This window comes from Actinokineospora sp. PR83, assembly GCF_021056305.1.
Classification (GTDB): Bacteria; Actinomycetota; Actinomycetes; order Mycobacteriales; family Pseudonocardiaceae; genus Actinokineospora; species Actinokineospora spheciospongiae.
The window spans coordinates 178,426-193,353 of the sequence record NZ_JAJCXD010000024.1 but is presented as its reverse complement, the minus strand read 5'-3'; the positions used below and the strand labels follow the sequence as shown (position 1 = coordinate 193,353).

General features: G+C 73.1%; 16 protein-coding genes and 1 CRISPR repeat array. Of the genes, 8 read left to right on the top strand and 8 right to left on the bottom strand.

The window, feature by feature from the left end; translation table 11 throughout:
- Positions 1-2: 2 nt before the first annotated feature.
- A complete protein-coding gene (locus L6E12_RS08370) occupies positions 3-425 on the bottom strand; it encodes a DUF1524 domain-containing protein (protein ID WP_236227310.1) in 423 nt (140 codons plus the stop codon).
- Positions 401-535 (bottom strand): hypothetical protein, encoded by a 135-nt coding sequence (locus tag L6E12_RS34705; protein ID WP_255683097.1) that lies wholly within the window; start codon positions 533-535, stop codon positions 401-403. Before L6E12_RS34705 ends, L6E12_RS08370 begins: the two co-directional genes overlap by 25 nt.
- A gap of 49 nt (positions 536-584) precedes the next feature.
- A CRISPR array of direct repeats spans positions 585-1,204; the repeat unit is 29 nt; unit sequence GGGAACAGCCCCGCTCGCGCGGGGAAGAC.
- Between the two features lie 314 nt (positions 1,205-1,518).
- On the opposite strand from L6E12_RS34705, the gene L6E12_RS08365 reads away from it, so the two are divergent.
- Positions 1,519-2,535 (top strand): alpha/beta hydrolase, encoded by a 1,017-nt coding sequence (locus L6E12_RS08365; RefSeq protein WP_236227309.1) that lies wholly within the window; start codon positions 1,519-1,521, stop codon positions 2,533-2,535.
- 153 nt (positions 2,536-2,688) lie between these two features.
- Here the strand turns inward: L6E12_RS08365 and L6E12_RS08360 are convergent, their stop codons facing one another.
- A complete protein-coding gene (locus tag L6E12_RS08360; protein ID WP_236227308.1) occupies positions 2,689-3,885 on the bottom strand; it encodes a cytochrome P450 in 1,197 nt (398 codons plus the stop codon).
- Positions 3,886-4,056: 171 nt separating this feature from the next.
- On the opposite strand from L6E12_RS08360, the gene L6E12_RS08355 reads away from it, so the two are divergent.
- Positions 4,057-4,731, top strand: coding sequence for a TetR/AcrR family transcriptional regulator (locus L6E12_RS08355; RefSeq protein WP_236227307.1), 675 nt, complete (start codon positions 4,057-4,059; stop codon positions 4,729-4,731).
- Positions 4,732-4,813: 82 nt separating this feature from the next.
- Here L6E12_RS08355 and L6E12_RS08350 read toward each other — a convergent pair whose 3' ends face one another.
- A complete protein-coding gene (locus tag L6E12_RS08350; protein ID WP_236227433.1) occupies positions 4,814-5,305 on the bottom strand; it encodes a maleylpyruvate isomerase family mycothiol-dependent enzyme in 492 nt (163 codons plus the stop codon).
- Positions 5,306-5,403: 98 nt separating this feature from the next.
- The gene (locus L6E12_RS08345; RefSeq protein WP_236227306.1) at positions 5,404-6,438 is read right to left on the bottom strand and encodes a zinc-dependent alcohol dehydrogenase family protein; all 1,035 of its coding nucleotides are present in this window, start codon (positions 6,436-6,438) and stop codon (positions 5,404-5,406) included.
- Between the two features lie 178 nt (positions 6,439-6,616).
- Between L6E12_RS08345 and L6E12_RS08340 the strand changes: the two genes are divergently transcribed.
- The 5 genes from L6E12_RS08340 (at position 6,617) to L6E12_RS08320 (ending at position 11,113) form a co-directional block, all read left to right on the top strand.
- Positions 6,617-7,354, top strand: coding sequence for a hypothetical protein (locus L6E12_RS08340; RefSeq protein ID WP_236227305.1), 738 nt, complete (start codon positions 6,617-6,619; stop codon positions 7,352-7,354).
- 119 nt (positions 7,355-7,473) lie between these two features.
- Positions 7,474-8,151 carry a hypothetical protein gene (locus L6E12_RS08335; protein ID WP_236227304.1) on the top strand — a complete coding sequence of 226 codons (678 nt, stop codon included), beginning with the start codon at positions 7,474-7,476 and terminating at the stop codon, positions 8,149-8,151.
- Positions 8,148-8,828 carry a DUF4166 domain-containing protein gene (locus tag L6E12_RS08330; protein ID WP_236227303.1) on the top strand — a complete coding sequence of 227 codons (681 nt, stop codon included), beginning with the start codon at positions 8,148-8,150 and terminating at the stop codon, positions 8,826-8,828. Before L6E12_RS08335 ends, L6E12_RS08330 begins: the two co-directional genes overlap by 4 nt.
- 133 nt (positions 8,829-8,961) lie before the next feature.
- Entirely contained in the window at positions 8,962-9,798 is an 837-nt protein-coding gene (locus tag L6E12_RS08325; RefSeq protein WP_236227302.1) for a GNAT family N-acetyltransferase, read from the top strand.
- 31 nt (positions 9,799-9,829) lie between these two features.
- Positions 9,830-11,113: an MFS transporter gene (locus L6E12_RS08320; protein ID WP_236227301.1), complete on the top strand. Its 1,284-nt coding sequence runs from the start codon at positions 9,830-9,832 to the stop codon at positions 11,111-11,113.
- A gap of 86 nt (positions 11,114-11,199) precedes the next feature.
- Here L6E12_RS08320 and L6E12_RS08315 read toward each other — a convergent pair whose 3' ends face one another.
- Positions 11,200-11,916 (bottom strand): ankyrin repeat domain-containing protein, encoded by a 717-nt coding sequence (locus L6E12_RS08315; RefSeq protein WP_236227300.1) that lies wholly within the window; start codon positions 11,914-11,916, stop codon positions 11,200-11,202.
- Positions 11,917-12,128: 212 nt separating this feature from the next.
- A complete protein-coding gene (locus tag L6E12_RS08310; protein WP_236227299.1) occupies positions 12,129-13,367 on the bottom strand; it encodes a D-arabinono-1,4-lactone oxidase in 1,239 nt (412 codons plus the stop codon).
- A 115-nt stretch (positions 13,368-13,482) separates the two neighbouring features.
- On the opposite strand from L6E12_RS08310, the gene L6E12_RS08305 reads away from it, so the two are divergent.
- Positions 13,483-14,373 carry an NUDIX domain-containing protein gene (locus L6E12_RS08305; protein ID WP_236227298.1) on the top strand — a complete coding sequence of 297 codons (891 nt, stop codon included), beginning with the start codon at positions 13,483-13,485 and terminating at the stop codon, positions 14,371-14,373.
- Between the two features lie 5 nt (positions 14,374-14,378).
- Here L6E12_RS08305 and L6E12_RS08300 read toward each other — a convergent pair whose 3' ends face one another.
- Positions 14,379-14,879, bottom strand: a complete 501-nt coding sequence (locus tag L6E12_RS08300; protein WP_236227297.1) for a DUF1990 family protein — start codon at positions 14,877-14,879, stop codon at positions 14,379-14,381.
- Positions 14,880-14,928: the final 49 nt, after the last annotated feature.

Below are 14,928 nucleotides of genomic sequence, written 5' to 3'. Positions count from 1 at the left end.
CGTCAGCGCAGTGACCACACCGCGGCCAGGGTGTCGAGGAGCTGCTGTTGGCGTTCCTCGAGCACCGACGGGGTCCACTCGTCGACGGTGAGCACCTGCGTGGTCAACGCGAAGGAGGAAACACCGTTGACGCTGGTGAAGTACTTCGCCTTCTTGACGTCGAAGTCGTAGTTGGCCGCGGCCGTGTTCTTCCGGCGGTTGAGCAGGGACAGGTTGGCCAACCTGTGCCGCCAGTGCGGTCGCTCGTCCGGGGTGAAGTCGCGGTTCCGCCGGCTGCCCGCCGCACTGAAGCCGAGGCGCCCGAGGGCGCTCTCCTCCTCTTCCCACTTCCTGGCGCAAGTTTCCCGGTCCCCGTCGGGGATCGTGCTGATGACCTCGGACTTCAGGATGTCGAAGTGGGTCAGGTCGAGCCCGCGTTCGTGCACTCGGCCTCGGACAGCTCGCCGAGCCGGTCCAGGAACATCAGCGAAGTCAGCAGCGGGTTGCGCTGACTGTCGAGCAGGGTGTCGGCGGGCAGGGTGGCCGCCTCGGCCAACGCCGCCGGGACTCGCAGGTGCTTGACGTAGGAACAGCCCCACTCGCGCGGGGGAGACAGGTCTCGGCTGATGGCGTTGCCCTGCGGCCCGGGAACAGCCCCGCTCGCGCGGGGAAGACTGGCTCGGCAGGTCGCCGAGCCAGCCCGACAGGGGAACAGCCCCGCTCGCGCGGGGAAGACCCGCGGGGAAGAGGGCAACTTCCGCGTCCCCGTGGGAACAGCCCCGCTCGCGCGGGGAAGACCGATCATGAGGTGATCGCCCGTTGTTGCCGCTGGGAACAGCCCCGCTCGCGCGGGGAAGACGTGCCCGAGATTCCGACGCTGGCGCCGGTCCGGGGAACAGCCCCGCTCGCGCGGGGAAGACCGGTGGTGCCCGCCCCCCAGCGGAGGCCCCCGGGGAACAGCCCCGCTCGCGCGGGGAAGACGGTGCGGGCACCGGCGCGGCCGAGGCGGCGCCGGGAACAGCCCCGCTCGCGCGGGGAAGACGGCCGGCCTTGCAGGCATCGACGATCTCGCCGGGGAACAGCCCCGCTCGCGCGGGGAAGACACGGCGAGGCTGTGCAGCGCCCGCTTGAGCGACGGAACAGCCCCGCTCGCGCGGGGAAGACCGACTACGGCCAGGCCAGCACCGCCCAGCAGCGGGAACAGCCCCGCTCGCGCGGGGAAGACACTTCTTGACCTGTAGTTTTAGGCGCTCGAGGTGGATTTTAGCATCACTTTTTGCCCTGAACCGGACAAGCGTAGTCGCATGTTCACTCTCTGTTATCCACGATCTTCAGCGCTCGGGGGTGGCGAGGCGGTCAGGGTGTGGCAGAGCGCTGTCGGCACCCGAGCCCACGGCAAGCGGACGTCCTGGCAGGCTTCCGTGAGGACAGCGCCTGTGTTCTTCGAGGCATGGGCGCTTTCACCGAGTACGACCAGGAGCGGCACCGCTGAACCGCCCGACCGAGCGCGGGCGGGTTCGATGGAGGAGGCACGACACCGTGAGCGCAACACCGAGGCGGGTGCTCGCCGGGCTGGCCGCGGTCGGCGCCGGGTTCGCCGCCAAGGGCCTGCTGGCCCGCCACCGCGCGGTGGCGGACGTGGCGCCGGAATTGCGGCAGCGGATGCTGTACTTGCCGCTCCGCCTGAACTCGGTCACCCTGGCCGTCTTCCGGAAGCAGTCGGTGCCGCCGCCTCGACCACACCCCGGTGTGCGGACCGAGCAGCGGGTGGTCCCCGCCGGTGACGGTGTTCCCGCCGTCGGGGTTTCGGTGCACCGCAAGGAGGGCGGTCGGCGCCCCAGTGGCGCGGTGGTGTGGATCCACGGCGGTGGGATGGTGTTGGGGAGCGCGGCGGCCAGCGACGCGTGGTGTGCGCGCTTGGCCGACGAGCTGGACGTACTGGTGGTGAATGTGGACTACCGCCTGGCACCGGAACACCCGTACCCCGCCGCGCTGGACGACTGCTACCGGGCGTTGCGGTGGGTGCACGACAATGCCGCCGAACTCGGTGTCGACCCGGAACGGGTGGCTGTCAGCGGGAAGAGCGCGGGCGGGGGGCTGGCTGCCGCGGTGGCCCAGCGCGCGCACGACACCGGGGTGCCCGTTCGGTTCCAGGCGCTGGTCTACCCGATGCTCGACGACCGCACGGTTCTGCGCACCGACCACGGCAACCGCGGCACCTTCGTCTGGACGCCCGCCGCCAACCGCTTCGGTTGGACCGCCTACCTGGGGCACCCACCGCGCGTCGACGACAACCGCCCGTACGCCGCGCCCGCCCGCCGCACCGACCTCACCGGTCTGCCCCCGGCGTGGATCGGTGTCGGCGACCTGGACCTGTTCCACGACGAGGACGTCGACTACGCCCACCGCCTGCGGGCCGCGGGCGTGCCGTGCGCCCTGCACGTCGAACCGGGCATGTACCACGGTGCCGACGGGCAGGTCGCCGAGGAGGTCCCGTCGATGGCCGCGTTCCGCGAACGCCTGGTCGACGCCCTGCGGACCGCCTTGGACCGGTGACGACCAGCGGATCCCGGTCGGCAGGCTGTTGGGGCCGCGGAACCGGGCGGGCTGAGCAGCAGGCGACCGGTCCACCGGGACGACTCGCTGCGGTGCGCCGATGAGCCGACCACCCGCGGTGGGCGACGACGGGCCGCCCACCGCGGGTGTGGGTCAGCTATCCCAGGTGACCGGCAGGCGGGCCGGGCCGCGGGTGGACAGGCCGTCCTTCCACTCGATGCCCTCACCGGCGAAGCGCAGTCCGGGCAGCCGCCGCAGGAGGGTGTCCAGGGCGACTCGGAGTTCCATGCGGGCGAGCGGGGCGCCGAGGCAGTGGTGCGGGCCGTGGCCGAAGCCGACGTGGGAGACCTCCTGGCGCAGGAGGTCGAGGTGGTCGGGGTCGTGGTAGACCGACTCGTCGCGGTTGGCCGAGGCCATGACCGGGAGGACCGGTTCGCCCGCGCGGACGAGGACGCCGCCCAGTTCGACGTCCTCGGTGGCGTAGCGGGCGATGCCCGCGCCCGTGCCGAGGGGGACGAAGCGCATCAGCTCCTCGACCGCCTGCGGGACCAGGTCGAGGTCCGCGCGCAGCGCCGCCAACTGCCCGGGGTGGCTCAGCAGCACGTGGACGAAGTTGGGGATCTGCGAGGCGGTGGTCTCGTGCCCGGCGACGAGCAGCCCCTCCGCCAGCGACAGCATCTCGTCCTCGGAGAGCCGGTCCTCGTCGTCGCGGGCGATGACCAGGGCGCCGAGCAGGTCGTCGGTGGCGTGGGCGCGGCGTTCGGCGATCAGGCCCGCCATGTACTCGCGCAGCTTGCCCATGCACTCCAGGACCTCGTCGGGGCTGTACTTCGACGTGGACAGGAACGCGTCCGACCAGTACCGGAAGTCGTCGCGGTCGGCGAAGGGCACGCCGAGCAGTTCGCAGATGACGGTGATCGGCAGCGGCAGGGCGAAGGCATCGACCAGGTCGGCGGGCGGTCCCTGGGCCAGCATGGTGTCGACCAGGTCGTCGGCGATCTGCTGGGTGCGCGGGCGCAACTGCTCGACCCGGCGCACGGTGAACGCCTTGGTGACCAGGCGGCGCAGCCTGCTGTGCTCCGGCGGGTCCATGCTCAGGATGTTGCCCGGGGGCGCCGGGTGCGGGCGCATCCTCGGTTCGTCGCGGCCCGCCCCCGCGGCCCGGCTGAACCGGGGGTCGCCGAGCACGACCTTGACGTCCTCGTAGCGGGTCGCCAGCCACGCGGGCTCGCCGTACGGGAGCACCACCCTGGTCAGCGGTTCCTGCCTGCGCAGCTCGGCGAACAGCGGTTCGGGTTCCAGTTCGTGCGGCGGGCTGAAGGGGAACGAGCGGGGTTGCGCGGTGGTCATGCGTTCGACTCCTCACTGGCCCCGCGGCGGGCAACGCCGGGAGCCGGTTGCTCGGACAGCCGTCCGACTCCACCTTAGCGATTAAGTCAGACGCTTGTCTGAGAAAGGATCACCGACAAGCAAGCGAGTGGGCGATGCGTCACCACGGCGGCGGTGGGCGAGGATGGCCGCATGGACACCGAGACGTCATCGCGCGAACCCGCGCTCCCGAGACCGGTTTCGCGGCGGCAGCAGGCCGAGGCTACCCGCGGGTCGCTGCTGCGCACCGCCGAACGCCTCTTCGCCGAGCACGGCCTCGCCCGGGTCTCCAACCGCCGCATCGTCGAGGCGGCGGGCCAGGCCAACAACTCCGCGCTGAGCTACCACATCGGCACCCGCACCGACCTGCTCAGGGCGATCACCCGCGCGCACGCGGAGCCCATCGCCCACCGGACCCGGGAGCTGGTCGAGCTGGCACGCGGGTCCACCCGGCCCCGGGACCACGTCGCCAGCCTGGTCCTGCCCTACACCGAGCACCTCGCGGAACTGGGCAACCCGAGCTGGTACGCCCGCTTCACCGCCCAGGTCCACACCGACCCGGGCGCCACGGCAGGGCTGCACGACGACCCCCTGCTGACCTCCTTCCTCCAAGAGGGCGACGCGGCGGTGTGGGCACACGTCCCCGACCTCCCGGCAGCGGAGGCGGCACTGCGCAGGCAGACCGCCCGGCTCGCGGTCATCCACACCTGCGCCGAGCAGGAACGTACCGCCGCCGACACCGACACCCCCGCCGACTGGCCCCTGGTCGGCGCGGCCCTTACCGACGCCGTCACCGGCCTGCTCCTGGCCCCGCGAACACCCCGCTGACCGCCCCGAAAACCGCAGGCCCGGCTACGCGAACGCCCGGGTGGGCATCCCACAAGGAGACCGGCTGCCAAACAGCAGCCCGCTACACCGGGGTGCGCCCGGTGATGCCCAGAATGCGGTCCAGCAACGGCGCGTCCGGCGGAACAGCCACAGGCGGCCCCCACAGCTCAGGCAGCGGAGCCTCGGGAACGAACCGAACCACGTGCTCATAGCAGTGGCGCAAGGCGTCCTCGGGCAGAGCAAGCCCGTTGCCAGTGGCCGTAGCCAGATCCCACCCGTGCACGACCACCTCGGTCAGCACAATCCGCCCCCACACCGCGTTGGGCAGAACGAGACCGACAGGCCCCTCGGTCTCCCCCTCCCAAGCAGCCGGAACACCCCAGGCGTCAGCCAGACCGCGAAGCCGGTCAGCCACCCCAACCCGATCCGCAGCGACGGTGAACCCCACCGCCACCCCGTCCAAATGGTCGAGCAGGTCGGCGACGGTGTACTCCGCGCACGGGGTCGGCGCAGCGCGCTGATCGTCGCGCACCCCCTCCACCAGCGCGGCCACCTCAGCGCACGTCTCGTGCATGTCGATCACAGGTGTCTCCTCCTCCGGGCGTGGAACATCTCCCGGGTGGGACTCCCCCACCGGCCGCGAATCATCGGCCCGGCCGGAACCAGCCGCGATCAGGGGCGGATCAGCACCTTGAGCGCCTTGCGGTCGGCCATCGCCTGGTAGCCGTCCGGCACCTCGTCCAGGCCCACCGCGCGGTCGAAGACGCGGCCCGGCTCGACCTTGCCGTCGAGGATGTCGGGCAGCAGTTCCTCGATGTAGGCGCGGGCGGGGGCGACGCCGCCGGTCAGGGTGATGTTGCGCATGAACAGGCCCCCGTCCATCGGCACGTCGGAGTACTGCGGCGCCCCGACCCGGCTGACCACGCCGCCGTCGCGCACCACGCCGAACGCGGTCTCCAGGGCGGGCTTGAGGCCGACGCACTCCAGCACGGCGTGGGTGCCGTCGCCGCCGGTCAGCTCCTTGACCTTCTCGACGCCCTCCGCGCCGCGTTCGGCCACGACGTCGGTGGCCCCGAACTCGCGGCCGAGGTCGGTGCGGTCGGTGTGCCTGCCCATGAGGATGATCCGCTCGGCGCCGAGTCGCTTGGCCGCCAGCACCGCCGACAGCCCGACCGCGCCGTCACCGACCACGGTCACGGTGGTGCGCGGCCCCACCCCGGCGGTCACCGCGCAGTGGTGCCCGGTCGGGAACACGTCCGACAGCGTCAACAGCGACGGCAGCAGCGCCGAGTCCTCGCCGACGGGGAGCTTGACCAGCGTGCCCTGCGCCTGCGGCACCCGCACCGCCTCGCCCTGCCCGCCGTCGACCCCGGGGGCGCCCCACTGGCCGCCGTGCCTGCACGAGGTCTGCAACCCCTCGGTGCAGAAGTCGCAGGTGTTGTCCGCCCAGACGAACGGTGCGACGACCACATCGCCCCTGCCCAGCCCGGAGACCTCCGAGCCGACCTCCTCGACCACGCCGAGGAACTCGTGGCCGATGCGGTCGCCCTCGGCCGCGTGCTCCTTGGCGCCGTAGGGCCACAGGTCGCTGCCGCAGACGCACGACCGCAGCACCCGCACCACCGCGTCGGTGGGCTCGTGCAACCGCGGGTCCGGCACGTCCTCCACCCGCACGTCACCGGCTCCGTAGATCAAGGTCGCCCGCATCTGGTTCCTCTCGCCGTCAGGTCCACCCGGGACTGGAAGTGGTTCCCCTCGGTCGCGGCCGGTGAAACCTCGCCCGCGACGGCCCCGGGGGGCGTCACCTCTCCGGGTGGTGGTCGCGGGAGGACCGTCGGCCGGAAAACCACCTCCGCCCGTGCGCCGCCCCTGGCACCATCCGGCCGTGGACTTCTCCGACGGTTGCACGCTGTGCCACAGCGAGCTGGACCTGCGCCTCCTCTCGACCGACGCCGCACCCGACGACCTGCTGATCTCCGTCGCCCACGACCCGTACGACCACTGGGCCCCGCACCAGTGGGCGGCGCTGTGGCGGCAGTTCGCACCCCGCCTCATCGCCCTGGTGGCCGACCGGGCGGCCGACCCGGGGCTCGTGCTCCGCAGCCTCGGACCGCTCTACGGCAACCTGCGGACCTGGCCCGACGACGAACGCCGCGCCATCGAGGACGCCTTGACCGCGCTGCTGCTGGACGCGCTGGCGCACTGGCCGTCCGGGGCGCTCGTGGAGTTGCTCGGCGGGCTGGCGTCGACGGACGACGACCTCGCACCGTGGCTCGCGCGGATCGACGCCGCGCCCGGAGCCGCCGCGGCGGGCGGTGTTGTCCGGTTGGCCTTCCACTGGGCGGTGGACTTGCTGTGGGGCGAAGAGAGCTGGTTCGACTGGTGGTACCCCGACGACCCGGAGGCGTTGGTGCGCGAGTGGACCAGCCGGGCGATGGGCCGGGTCGAGCGGTTCGCCGAGGCGCACCCGGGGTGCAAGACGGCCCGGGACGCGCTGGTAGCCCGCGACCACTTGGAGCGCGGAGAGCAGAGTCCCTGGATCTACCCCAGTTGGGCCGGGTACCAGTGGGAGCAGCGGGGTCTTCCTCGTGGCTTCGGCTACCCGGAACCCAGGAACACCTGACCTGGATGCTGGAGAGCCAGCGCTGAGCGCTGTGGCACACCGCTCTTGAGCAGTTGCTCAACGATGGGCTATGGTCGTGCCCGAGTTGTTGAGCGACTGCTCAAACATGGGGGGGCGCCATGCGGGGCTTGTACGTGGAGACGCAGGTCGAAGCCGACCTGGACCGGGTGTGGGAGCTGACCCGGGACCCCCGGCTGCACCAGCGGTGGGACCTGCGGTTCACCACCATCGACCCCGTTCCCGACACCGAGCCGCAACGGTTCCGGTACACCACGCGCGTGCTGCCGGGGCTGCGGATCGGCGGCTCCGGCACCACGACGGGCGAGCGGGCCAGGCCGGACGGCACGCGCACGTCGGCGCTGCGGTTCTCGTCGGAACACCCGCTGTCGCCGATCGTGGCGGGGTCGGGCTACTGGCGGTACGTGCCGTCGGCCGGGCGTATGCGGTTCCTGACCGGCTACGACTACACGCCCCGGCACCGGCTGGTCGACCGGGTGTTCCGGCCGCTGATGGGGTGGGGCACGGCGTGGTCGTTCGACCGGCTCCGGCTCTGGGCCGAGCGCGGCACCACCCCGGAGGCGTCGCTGCGCACCGCCGCCCTGGACGTGGCCTGGCGCCTGGCCGTCACCGCGGCGGTCGCCGGGTTCAGCCCGCCCGCGGCGCTCGTCGCCGGGGTGGTGGTCGCGCTGGTCCCGCCGTCGCCGGGCACGCCCGCGGCGCGGCGGTGCCTGCGGGTGCCACCGGACCGGTTCTCCGCGACCGCCCCCGCCACCCTCGCCCGCCTGGAACAGCGATGACCTCGATCTTCCAGCGCGCCCTGGGCGGGGACTTCGACCGCCTGCACCCGCGGCTGCGCGAGCGGTTCGGCTTCGCCGCGGGCGACGGGCGCGGCTGCGTCGGCACCGGGGTCATGCGGCGGATCTGGCCGCGGGCGGGGGTCGTGCGGCCGTTGCTGGCGCTCGGCGCGAGCAGGAACATCCTGTTCCCGGAGCGGGGCACCGACATCCCCTTCACCATCGAGAACCACGCCTACCTGGACCGGTACGGGCGGGACACGCTGACCTTCGTGCGCACCTTCGAGTTCCCGCACCGGCGCAGGCGCTTCGACGCCACCATGGTCTACGACGACGAGCGCGGCTGCGTAGTGGACTACCTGGGCACCCACCAGCACGTCGCCGTCGACCTGCGGCCCGAGGTGGGTGCGTGCGGTGAACTGCGCATCCGCTCCGGCGAGCAGCGGGTGCGCGGCCTGCGGCTCGGGTTCCGCTGCCCCGCCGCCCTGACCGGCGCGGCCGACGTGCGGGAGAGCTTCGACGACGAACTGGGCCGGTTCCGGATCGCGGTCCGGATCACCAACCCGCTGCGCGGGCTGGTGCTGGCCTACTCCGGCACGTTCGAGGTGACCTATGTGGACACGACGACCTCGCCCGTCCCGGCCTCGGTGAAGCCGCTGCGGGAGGAGCCGAGGGGGTGACGCCCGGGTTCCGGGCGGGCCGGGTCCGCCACCGCTGGGGGTGGTGACGGACCCGGGGGCGAAAAGGGGGCGATCGCAGTTCCTGCCACCCACTAGGCTGGCGCCTCCGCCGAGCCGCCCCGGGAGGACATCCTTGACCACCGCCACCGCCCCGGTCCGCAGGCTGGGCCCGGCCGACCTGGAGGCGTGCCTGGAGCTGGGGGCGGACCGGGACTGGCCGCGCGAGGAGCACAAGTGGCGGCTGCTGTTCGCGGTCGGGCAGGTGTACGGGATCGACGACCCGCGGGGCGGGCTGGCGGCGGTGGTGGTCGGCACGCCCTACGGGGATTCGGTCACCGCGATCAGCATGATGCTGGTGGCGCGCGAGCACGAGCGGCGCGGACTCGGCAGGCGGGTGCTGGGCGAGGCGCTGGAGCGCACCGGGACCGCGAGCGCGCTGCTGACCGCCACCCCGATGGGCAAGCCGCTGTACGAGGCGATGGGGTTCCGCACGGTGGGCCAGTGCGCGACCTACGGCGGCACCCTGACCGGTGTGGAGCCCAGCGGGGTGTCCCGGCCGTTCACCGCCGCCGACCTCCCCGCGGTGACCGACCTGGACACCGAGGTCTTCGGTGCGCCCAGGACCGGGCTGGTGGCGGCGCTGCCCGGGTTCACCAGCGCGTTGCGCGTGGTCGACTCCCCCGGCGGGATCACCGCGTTCGGCGGCGCGTGGCCCAACACCGACACCACGGTCCTCGGCCCGGTCACCGCCCCCGATGCCGACACCGGCATCGCCCTGCTGTGCGACCTGGCCGCCGCCGCGCCCGGCCCGGTGCGGGTGGACGTCGACCACCGGCAGCCCCGGGTGCTGGAGTGGGTGGAGGAGCACGGCCTCGCGCACCGGTTCACCACCGCGATCATGGTCCTGGGCCCGGACTTCCCGGCCGACCCGGCCCGCAGCATCACCCCGGTCATGCTCGCCCTCGGCTGACCACCACCCGACCCCCGGAAGCAGCCCCACGATGCCCCCGCCCCGACCGACACGCACCGACCGGCACCCGTCGCCCGCCCGGCGCGGACCTTCCCGACCCCGCCGGGCCGAGGGGGTGGTGCTGGGCAGGCAGTTCCAGTGGTTGTGGGCGGCGTACGCGACCAGCGCGGTCGGCACGTGGCTCGCCTTCGACGCGTTCGCCCTGATCGCCATCCGCGTGCTGGACGCGGGGCCGACCGCGGTGTCGATGCTGGCGGCGGTGGGGCTCGCGGCGGGGGCGGTGGTCGCGGTGCCGCTCGGGCCGTGGGTGGAGTTCCGCCGCAAGCGGCCGGTGATGGTGGCCATGGACCTGGTCCGGTGCGCCGCGGTGCTCAGCGTCCCGGCCGCCTTCGCCGCCGGGTGGCTGACCTTCGCGCAACTGCTGGCCGTCTCCGCCGTCGTCGCCACGGCCGACATCACCTTCACCGCGGCGAGCGGCGCCTACCTGAAAGCGCTGGTGGCGCCCGACAACCTGCTCGTCGCCAACGGGCGGTTCGAGTCCACGGCCTGGACCACCACCGCACTCGGACCACCGCTCGGCGGCGTCCTGATCGGCCTCTTCGGCCCGGTCACGACGGTGGTCGTCAACGCGATCAGCTACCTCCTCTCGGCGGCGGGCCTCCGCGCGATCGGCGGCACCGAGGAACCACCCGAGCGCACCGGCACGCACCGACCGCGCCTGCACGACGTGGTCGAGGGGTGGCGGCACATCCTGACCCACCCCACCCTGCGCCCGCTGTTCCTGAACACGGTCCTGGTCAACAGCCTGATCATGGCAACCGCACCCCCGCTCGCCGTCCTCATGCTCGCCGACCTGGGGTTCACCCCGTGGCAGTACGGCCTGGCCTTCGGCGCCCCCTGCGTCGGCGGCCTCCTGGGCGCCCGCCTGTCCCGCGGCCTGGTCACCCGCTTCGGGCGGCACCGGGTCATGCTGACCGTCGGGGCGCTGCGCCCGTGCTGGCTGCTCGGGCTCGCCTTCGTCCACCCCGGCCCCACCGGCCTGCTGCTGGTCGTGGCCGTGGAACTGGGGATGATCACCTGCTTCGGCGTGTTCAACCCGGTGTTCGCCACGTACCGGCTGCACCACACCGCGGCGGACCGGGTCGTGCGCACCCTGACGGCGTGGTCGGTCACCAGCAAGGCCACCACGGCGGCCACGACCGCGCTGTGGGGCCTGCTGGCGGGCATCACCGGCCCCCGGACCGCGATCGCCGTCGCCGGTGTCCTGATCCTCGGCACGCCGTTCCTGCTACCCCGCCGCGACACCGGCGCCTGAGACCACCTGCGTGCTGTCGGGTGGGAGGCGTGCCCGCAACCGATCCACCAGGGTGTCGGTGGCCAGGATGACCGCCACGAGCGCGCTCAGCGGGTTTGAGCCGCTGATGTCGCCCCGTGGTCTTCGAGCCATGCCGCGAGATCAGTTGCTTCGGAGCGCCGGGCGGCGTCGAGTGGGGTGAGGTCGTCGTAGCCGACCCAGTTGATGTCGGCTCCGTGGTCGAGCAGGACGGTGGCGGTGGCGATGTGGCCGCCGTGGCAAGCTCCCCAGAAACCGCTGGTGATGGTCGTGGGGTCGGGTCGGCGGGTGTCGAGGTGGTGGTGGACGCGGTCGACGAGGCCGAGGGCGGCGGCCTCGAACAGGGTGGTGTCGGCACCGCGGTCGAGCAGGCGGCGGGCGGCGGCCCAGTTCCCGAAGGCGGTGGCGTCGGCCATCGGGGTGCCCCCGGCGATCACCGCGCCGGGGGCGTTGATGTCAGCGCCCGCGTCGAGCAGTGCATCGATGGCGTCGAGGTCACCGCTGCTGGCTGCCCAGTGCAACGGTGTCTCGGGGTGCTCTGCGGAGCAGGGTGCGTTCGGGTCGGCCCCGGCTGCCACGAGTGATGCGATGGTGGCGGCGACGTCGGGGTGGTGACCGGGCCAGTCGGTGGCGACGTGCAGCAGGGTGCGACCGCCGTGGCGGATCAGGCGGGTTCTCGCGAGGTCGGGGTGGTCTGCGAGCAGGCGGCGCAACGTGGTCAGGTCGCCCGAGTGGATCGCGGTGATGACCTCGCCGGTAGGTCCGTCGCTCGGTGATGCGGTCACGTCGGGCCCCCTTGGACGTCGAGCGACCAGTATCGCCCCCTGCTGCCCACACCCGGATCGACGACCCGTCCGCTCCGATGCCCGTCCCGGACGTGCGGGTCGTGGGCGCACCCCCGACGACCACACCGAGCTGCTGCGCGACGGCGCATTCTTCCGGTCGAGAGTCAGTGGTGGATGTCGGACAGGGTGGGGGGCATCGGGAGCTCCGTGTGTCAGCGGGTGGGGAAGTGGGCGTCGAGGAGGGCGTTGGTGAACTTGCCCTCGGGGTCCAAAGTGGACCGCAGGCGGGTGAAGTCGGGTGCGCGGTCGTAGGCGGCGGCGACCTCAGCCGGGGGCAGGGTGGTCAGCTTGCCCCAGTGCGGGCGGGCACCCAGGGGGTGGAGGCGCTGTTCGACGGCGGCGATGACGGGCAGGGCCGCGGCGGGGTCCAGGACCCAGGTGAAGTGGATCGTCACCGAGTCGCGGTGGTAGGCGGGGCTGAGCCACAGGTCGTCGGCGGCGACGGTGCGGACCTCGGCGACCTGGAGGACCGGGGCCATCAGCTCGCCCAGCTCGCGCAGGGCGGCGAAGGCCGCCGGGGCCTGGGACCTGGGCAGGTACAGCTCCGACTGCAACTCGTTGCCCGCGCTGCTCGGGAGCCGGTCCGCGCGGAAGTGGGGCAGCCGCTCGAACCAGGGGCCGACCACACCGAGCTGGGCGGTGCTGGAGTCGGTCGACATGCCGGGGACGGGGTGGACCAGCTCCGTGGCGGGCCTGCCGCCCGCCCAGCCGCTCGCCTCCCGGTCCACGCGCTGCTTGAGGAAGACCGAGCCGGTGCCGGAGCGCCAGGTGGTGAAGACGCTGACGCTGTGGCCCGCGCCGAACACCTCGTCCACCGCGCCCGCCACCTCGTCCAGGGGCACCTCCAGCCGGACGGACTGGCGCATGTCGTACGCGGGCTCCACCTCCAGGGTGAGGTGGGTGACCACGCCGAGACCCCCGAGGGCGACGACCGCCCCGGGCAGGGTGTCGCCGTCGAGGTCGACCACGTCGCCGTCCGGGCCGACCAGGCGCAGGGCGCGGACCGCGGCGGCCAGGCAGCGCTCGGTGTCGCCGGAGCCGTGGGTGCCGGTGGCGCAGGACCCGGCGACGGAGATGTGCGGCAGCGACGCCAGGGTGCCCAGGGCCAGGCCCGCGTCGTGCAGGGCGGTGACGACCTCGCCGTAGGTCATGCCCGCGGCCACGGTCACCGTTCCGGCGCCGACCTCGAAGGTGGCGGGCAGCCGGTCGAGGGAGACCAGTTCGCCGGTGGTGTCGGCGACGCCGTTGAACGAGTGCCCGCTGCCCACGGCCCGGATGCGGTCGGCGCCCGCGACGAGGGAGCGCAGCTCGTCGAGGCTCTGCGGGCGGTGCAGCCGGGTGGCGCCGTAGGTGACGTTGCCCGCCCAGTTGCGCACCGGGGTGGTCGACATGCGTGCTCCCATCGGGTCGGCGCCGGAGGTGGGGTTTTCCGGGGAAAGCGCTGGTCACCAGTCGGTCCACGATAACCACCGGCGCCCGGGAGTGCCCTTGCGGGATAGTGGGCGCGTGGCTGATCCCGGAGATGTCGACTACGTGCGGTCCGTGGCCGAGCAGGTGCTGGCTCGGCTCGGTCTCCTCGGCCCCGCGTGGCGGGTCTTGGACGTGCGGCCGTACGACTCGGATGGGTTGGTCGTGGGGTTCGGTGGCGAGACCCCCATGTCGGTCTTCTTCCCGCTGGGCATCGGCCGGGCCGGGGGGACGGTGCAGATGGCCGATCAGCTCCAGGACCGGGCCGTCGAGCACGTGGCGGAACTGTTCGGGGCCGCGTTGCCAGCGTGCCCCGGGCACCAGCACCCGCTGTCGGCCCGGCTGGTGGGCGGGAACGCGCTGTGGGAGTGCCCGGCCGACCGGGACCACCACCGGGAACCGATCGTGGTCAGCGACTGGGCGGCGGCGCTGCCCAGGCTGTTCGCCCCGCAGCGCTGGGACTGGGGCGGCATCGACGCCCGGTTCAGCACCGTCCCGCCCGACCCCGGCACGGTGACGAACGTGCACCTGGTGGGCCGGGTCGGCGACCGGGTCGTGATCTGCCGCGACGGGGCCGACCACTGGTTCCTCCCCGGCGGCACCCGCGAACCGGGCGAGTCCATCGAGGACTGCGCCGCCCGGGAGGTGCTGGAGGAAGCGGGCGCCCGCATCGTCGGCCCGTTGCGCGCGCTCGGCGCCCACTACGCGGTGACCGACCGCCCACGCCCCTACCGTCCCCACCAGCCGCACCCGGAGTCCGCCTGGCTCTGGTGCGTCGCCGACGTGGTCCCCGACTCCACCCCGACCAACCCGTCCGACGGGGAGCAGGTGGTCGAGGTCCGCGCCTGCCCACCGGCGGAGGCCGCCGCCCTCCTGACCCCTTCCGCCGACTGGTACGGCGAACTGCTCGACCTCGCCCAACTCCTCTGACGCGGTCACACCCCCTGGAGGTACCGCCGGGTCATGAAGTCCTGGAACCCGCGCCCCACCGGCCCGGAAGCACGCGACAGCAGCGAGGCGGGCCGCGAAAATGCCGTGATCCGGAAAGTCACCCGACCGTCGGCCCCGCGGTGCAGGAGGAACACCTCCTCGCCGCTCACCGGGTTGCCCCGCAACGTCCCGTACGCGAACCCCCGCCGATCCGGCTCGTCCACGGTGTAGATCACCCGACAGGGAATCCGCAGCACCAGCCCCAACCGCAACACCACCACCGAACCGGCGACAGCCGACTCCGTGGACGCGGCGACCCGAAAACCCGCGCGTTCGTGCACGCGCCACCGCACCAGGTCTTCGACGGCCGCCGAGAAGTCCGCCCCGGCGGGTAACTGCCTGCTCACCTCGACCACCCGGTACCCGGCAGGCAACTCCCCCGCCGTCGCCCCCACCTCGGGGTAGGTCGGGGTGTCCGGAACACCACGGGGGTCGAGTCGGCGCACAGGCGCCATCGTAGGTGCGATCAGACGACTTCGCGGCCCGGTTCGGTCT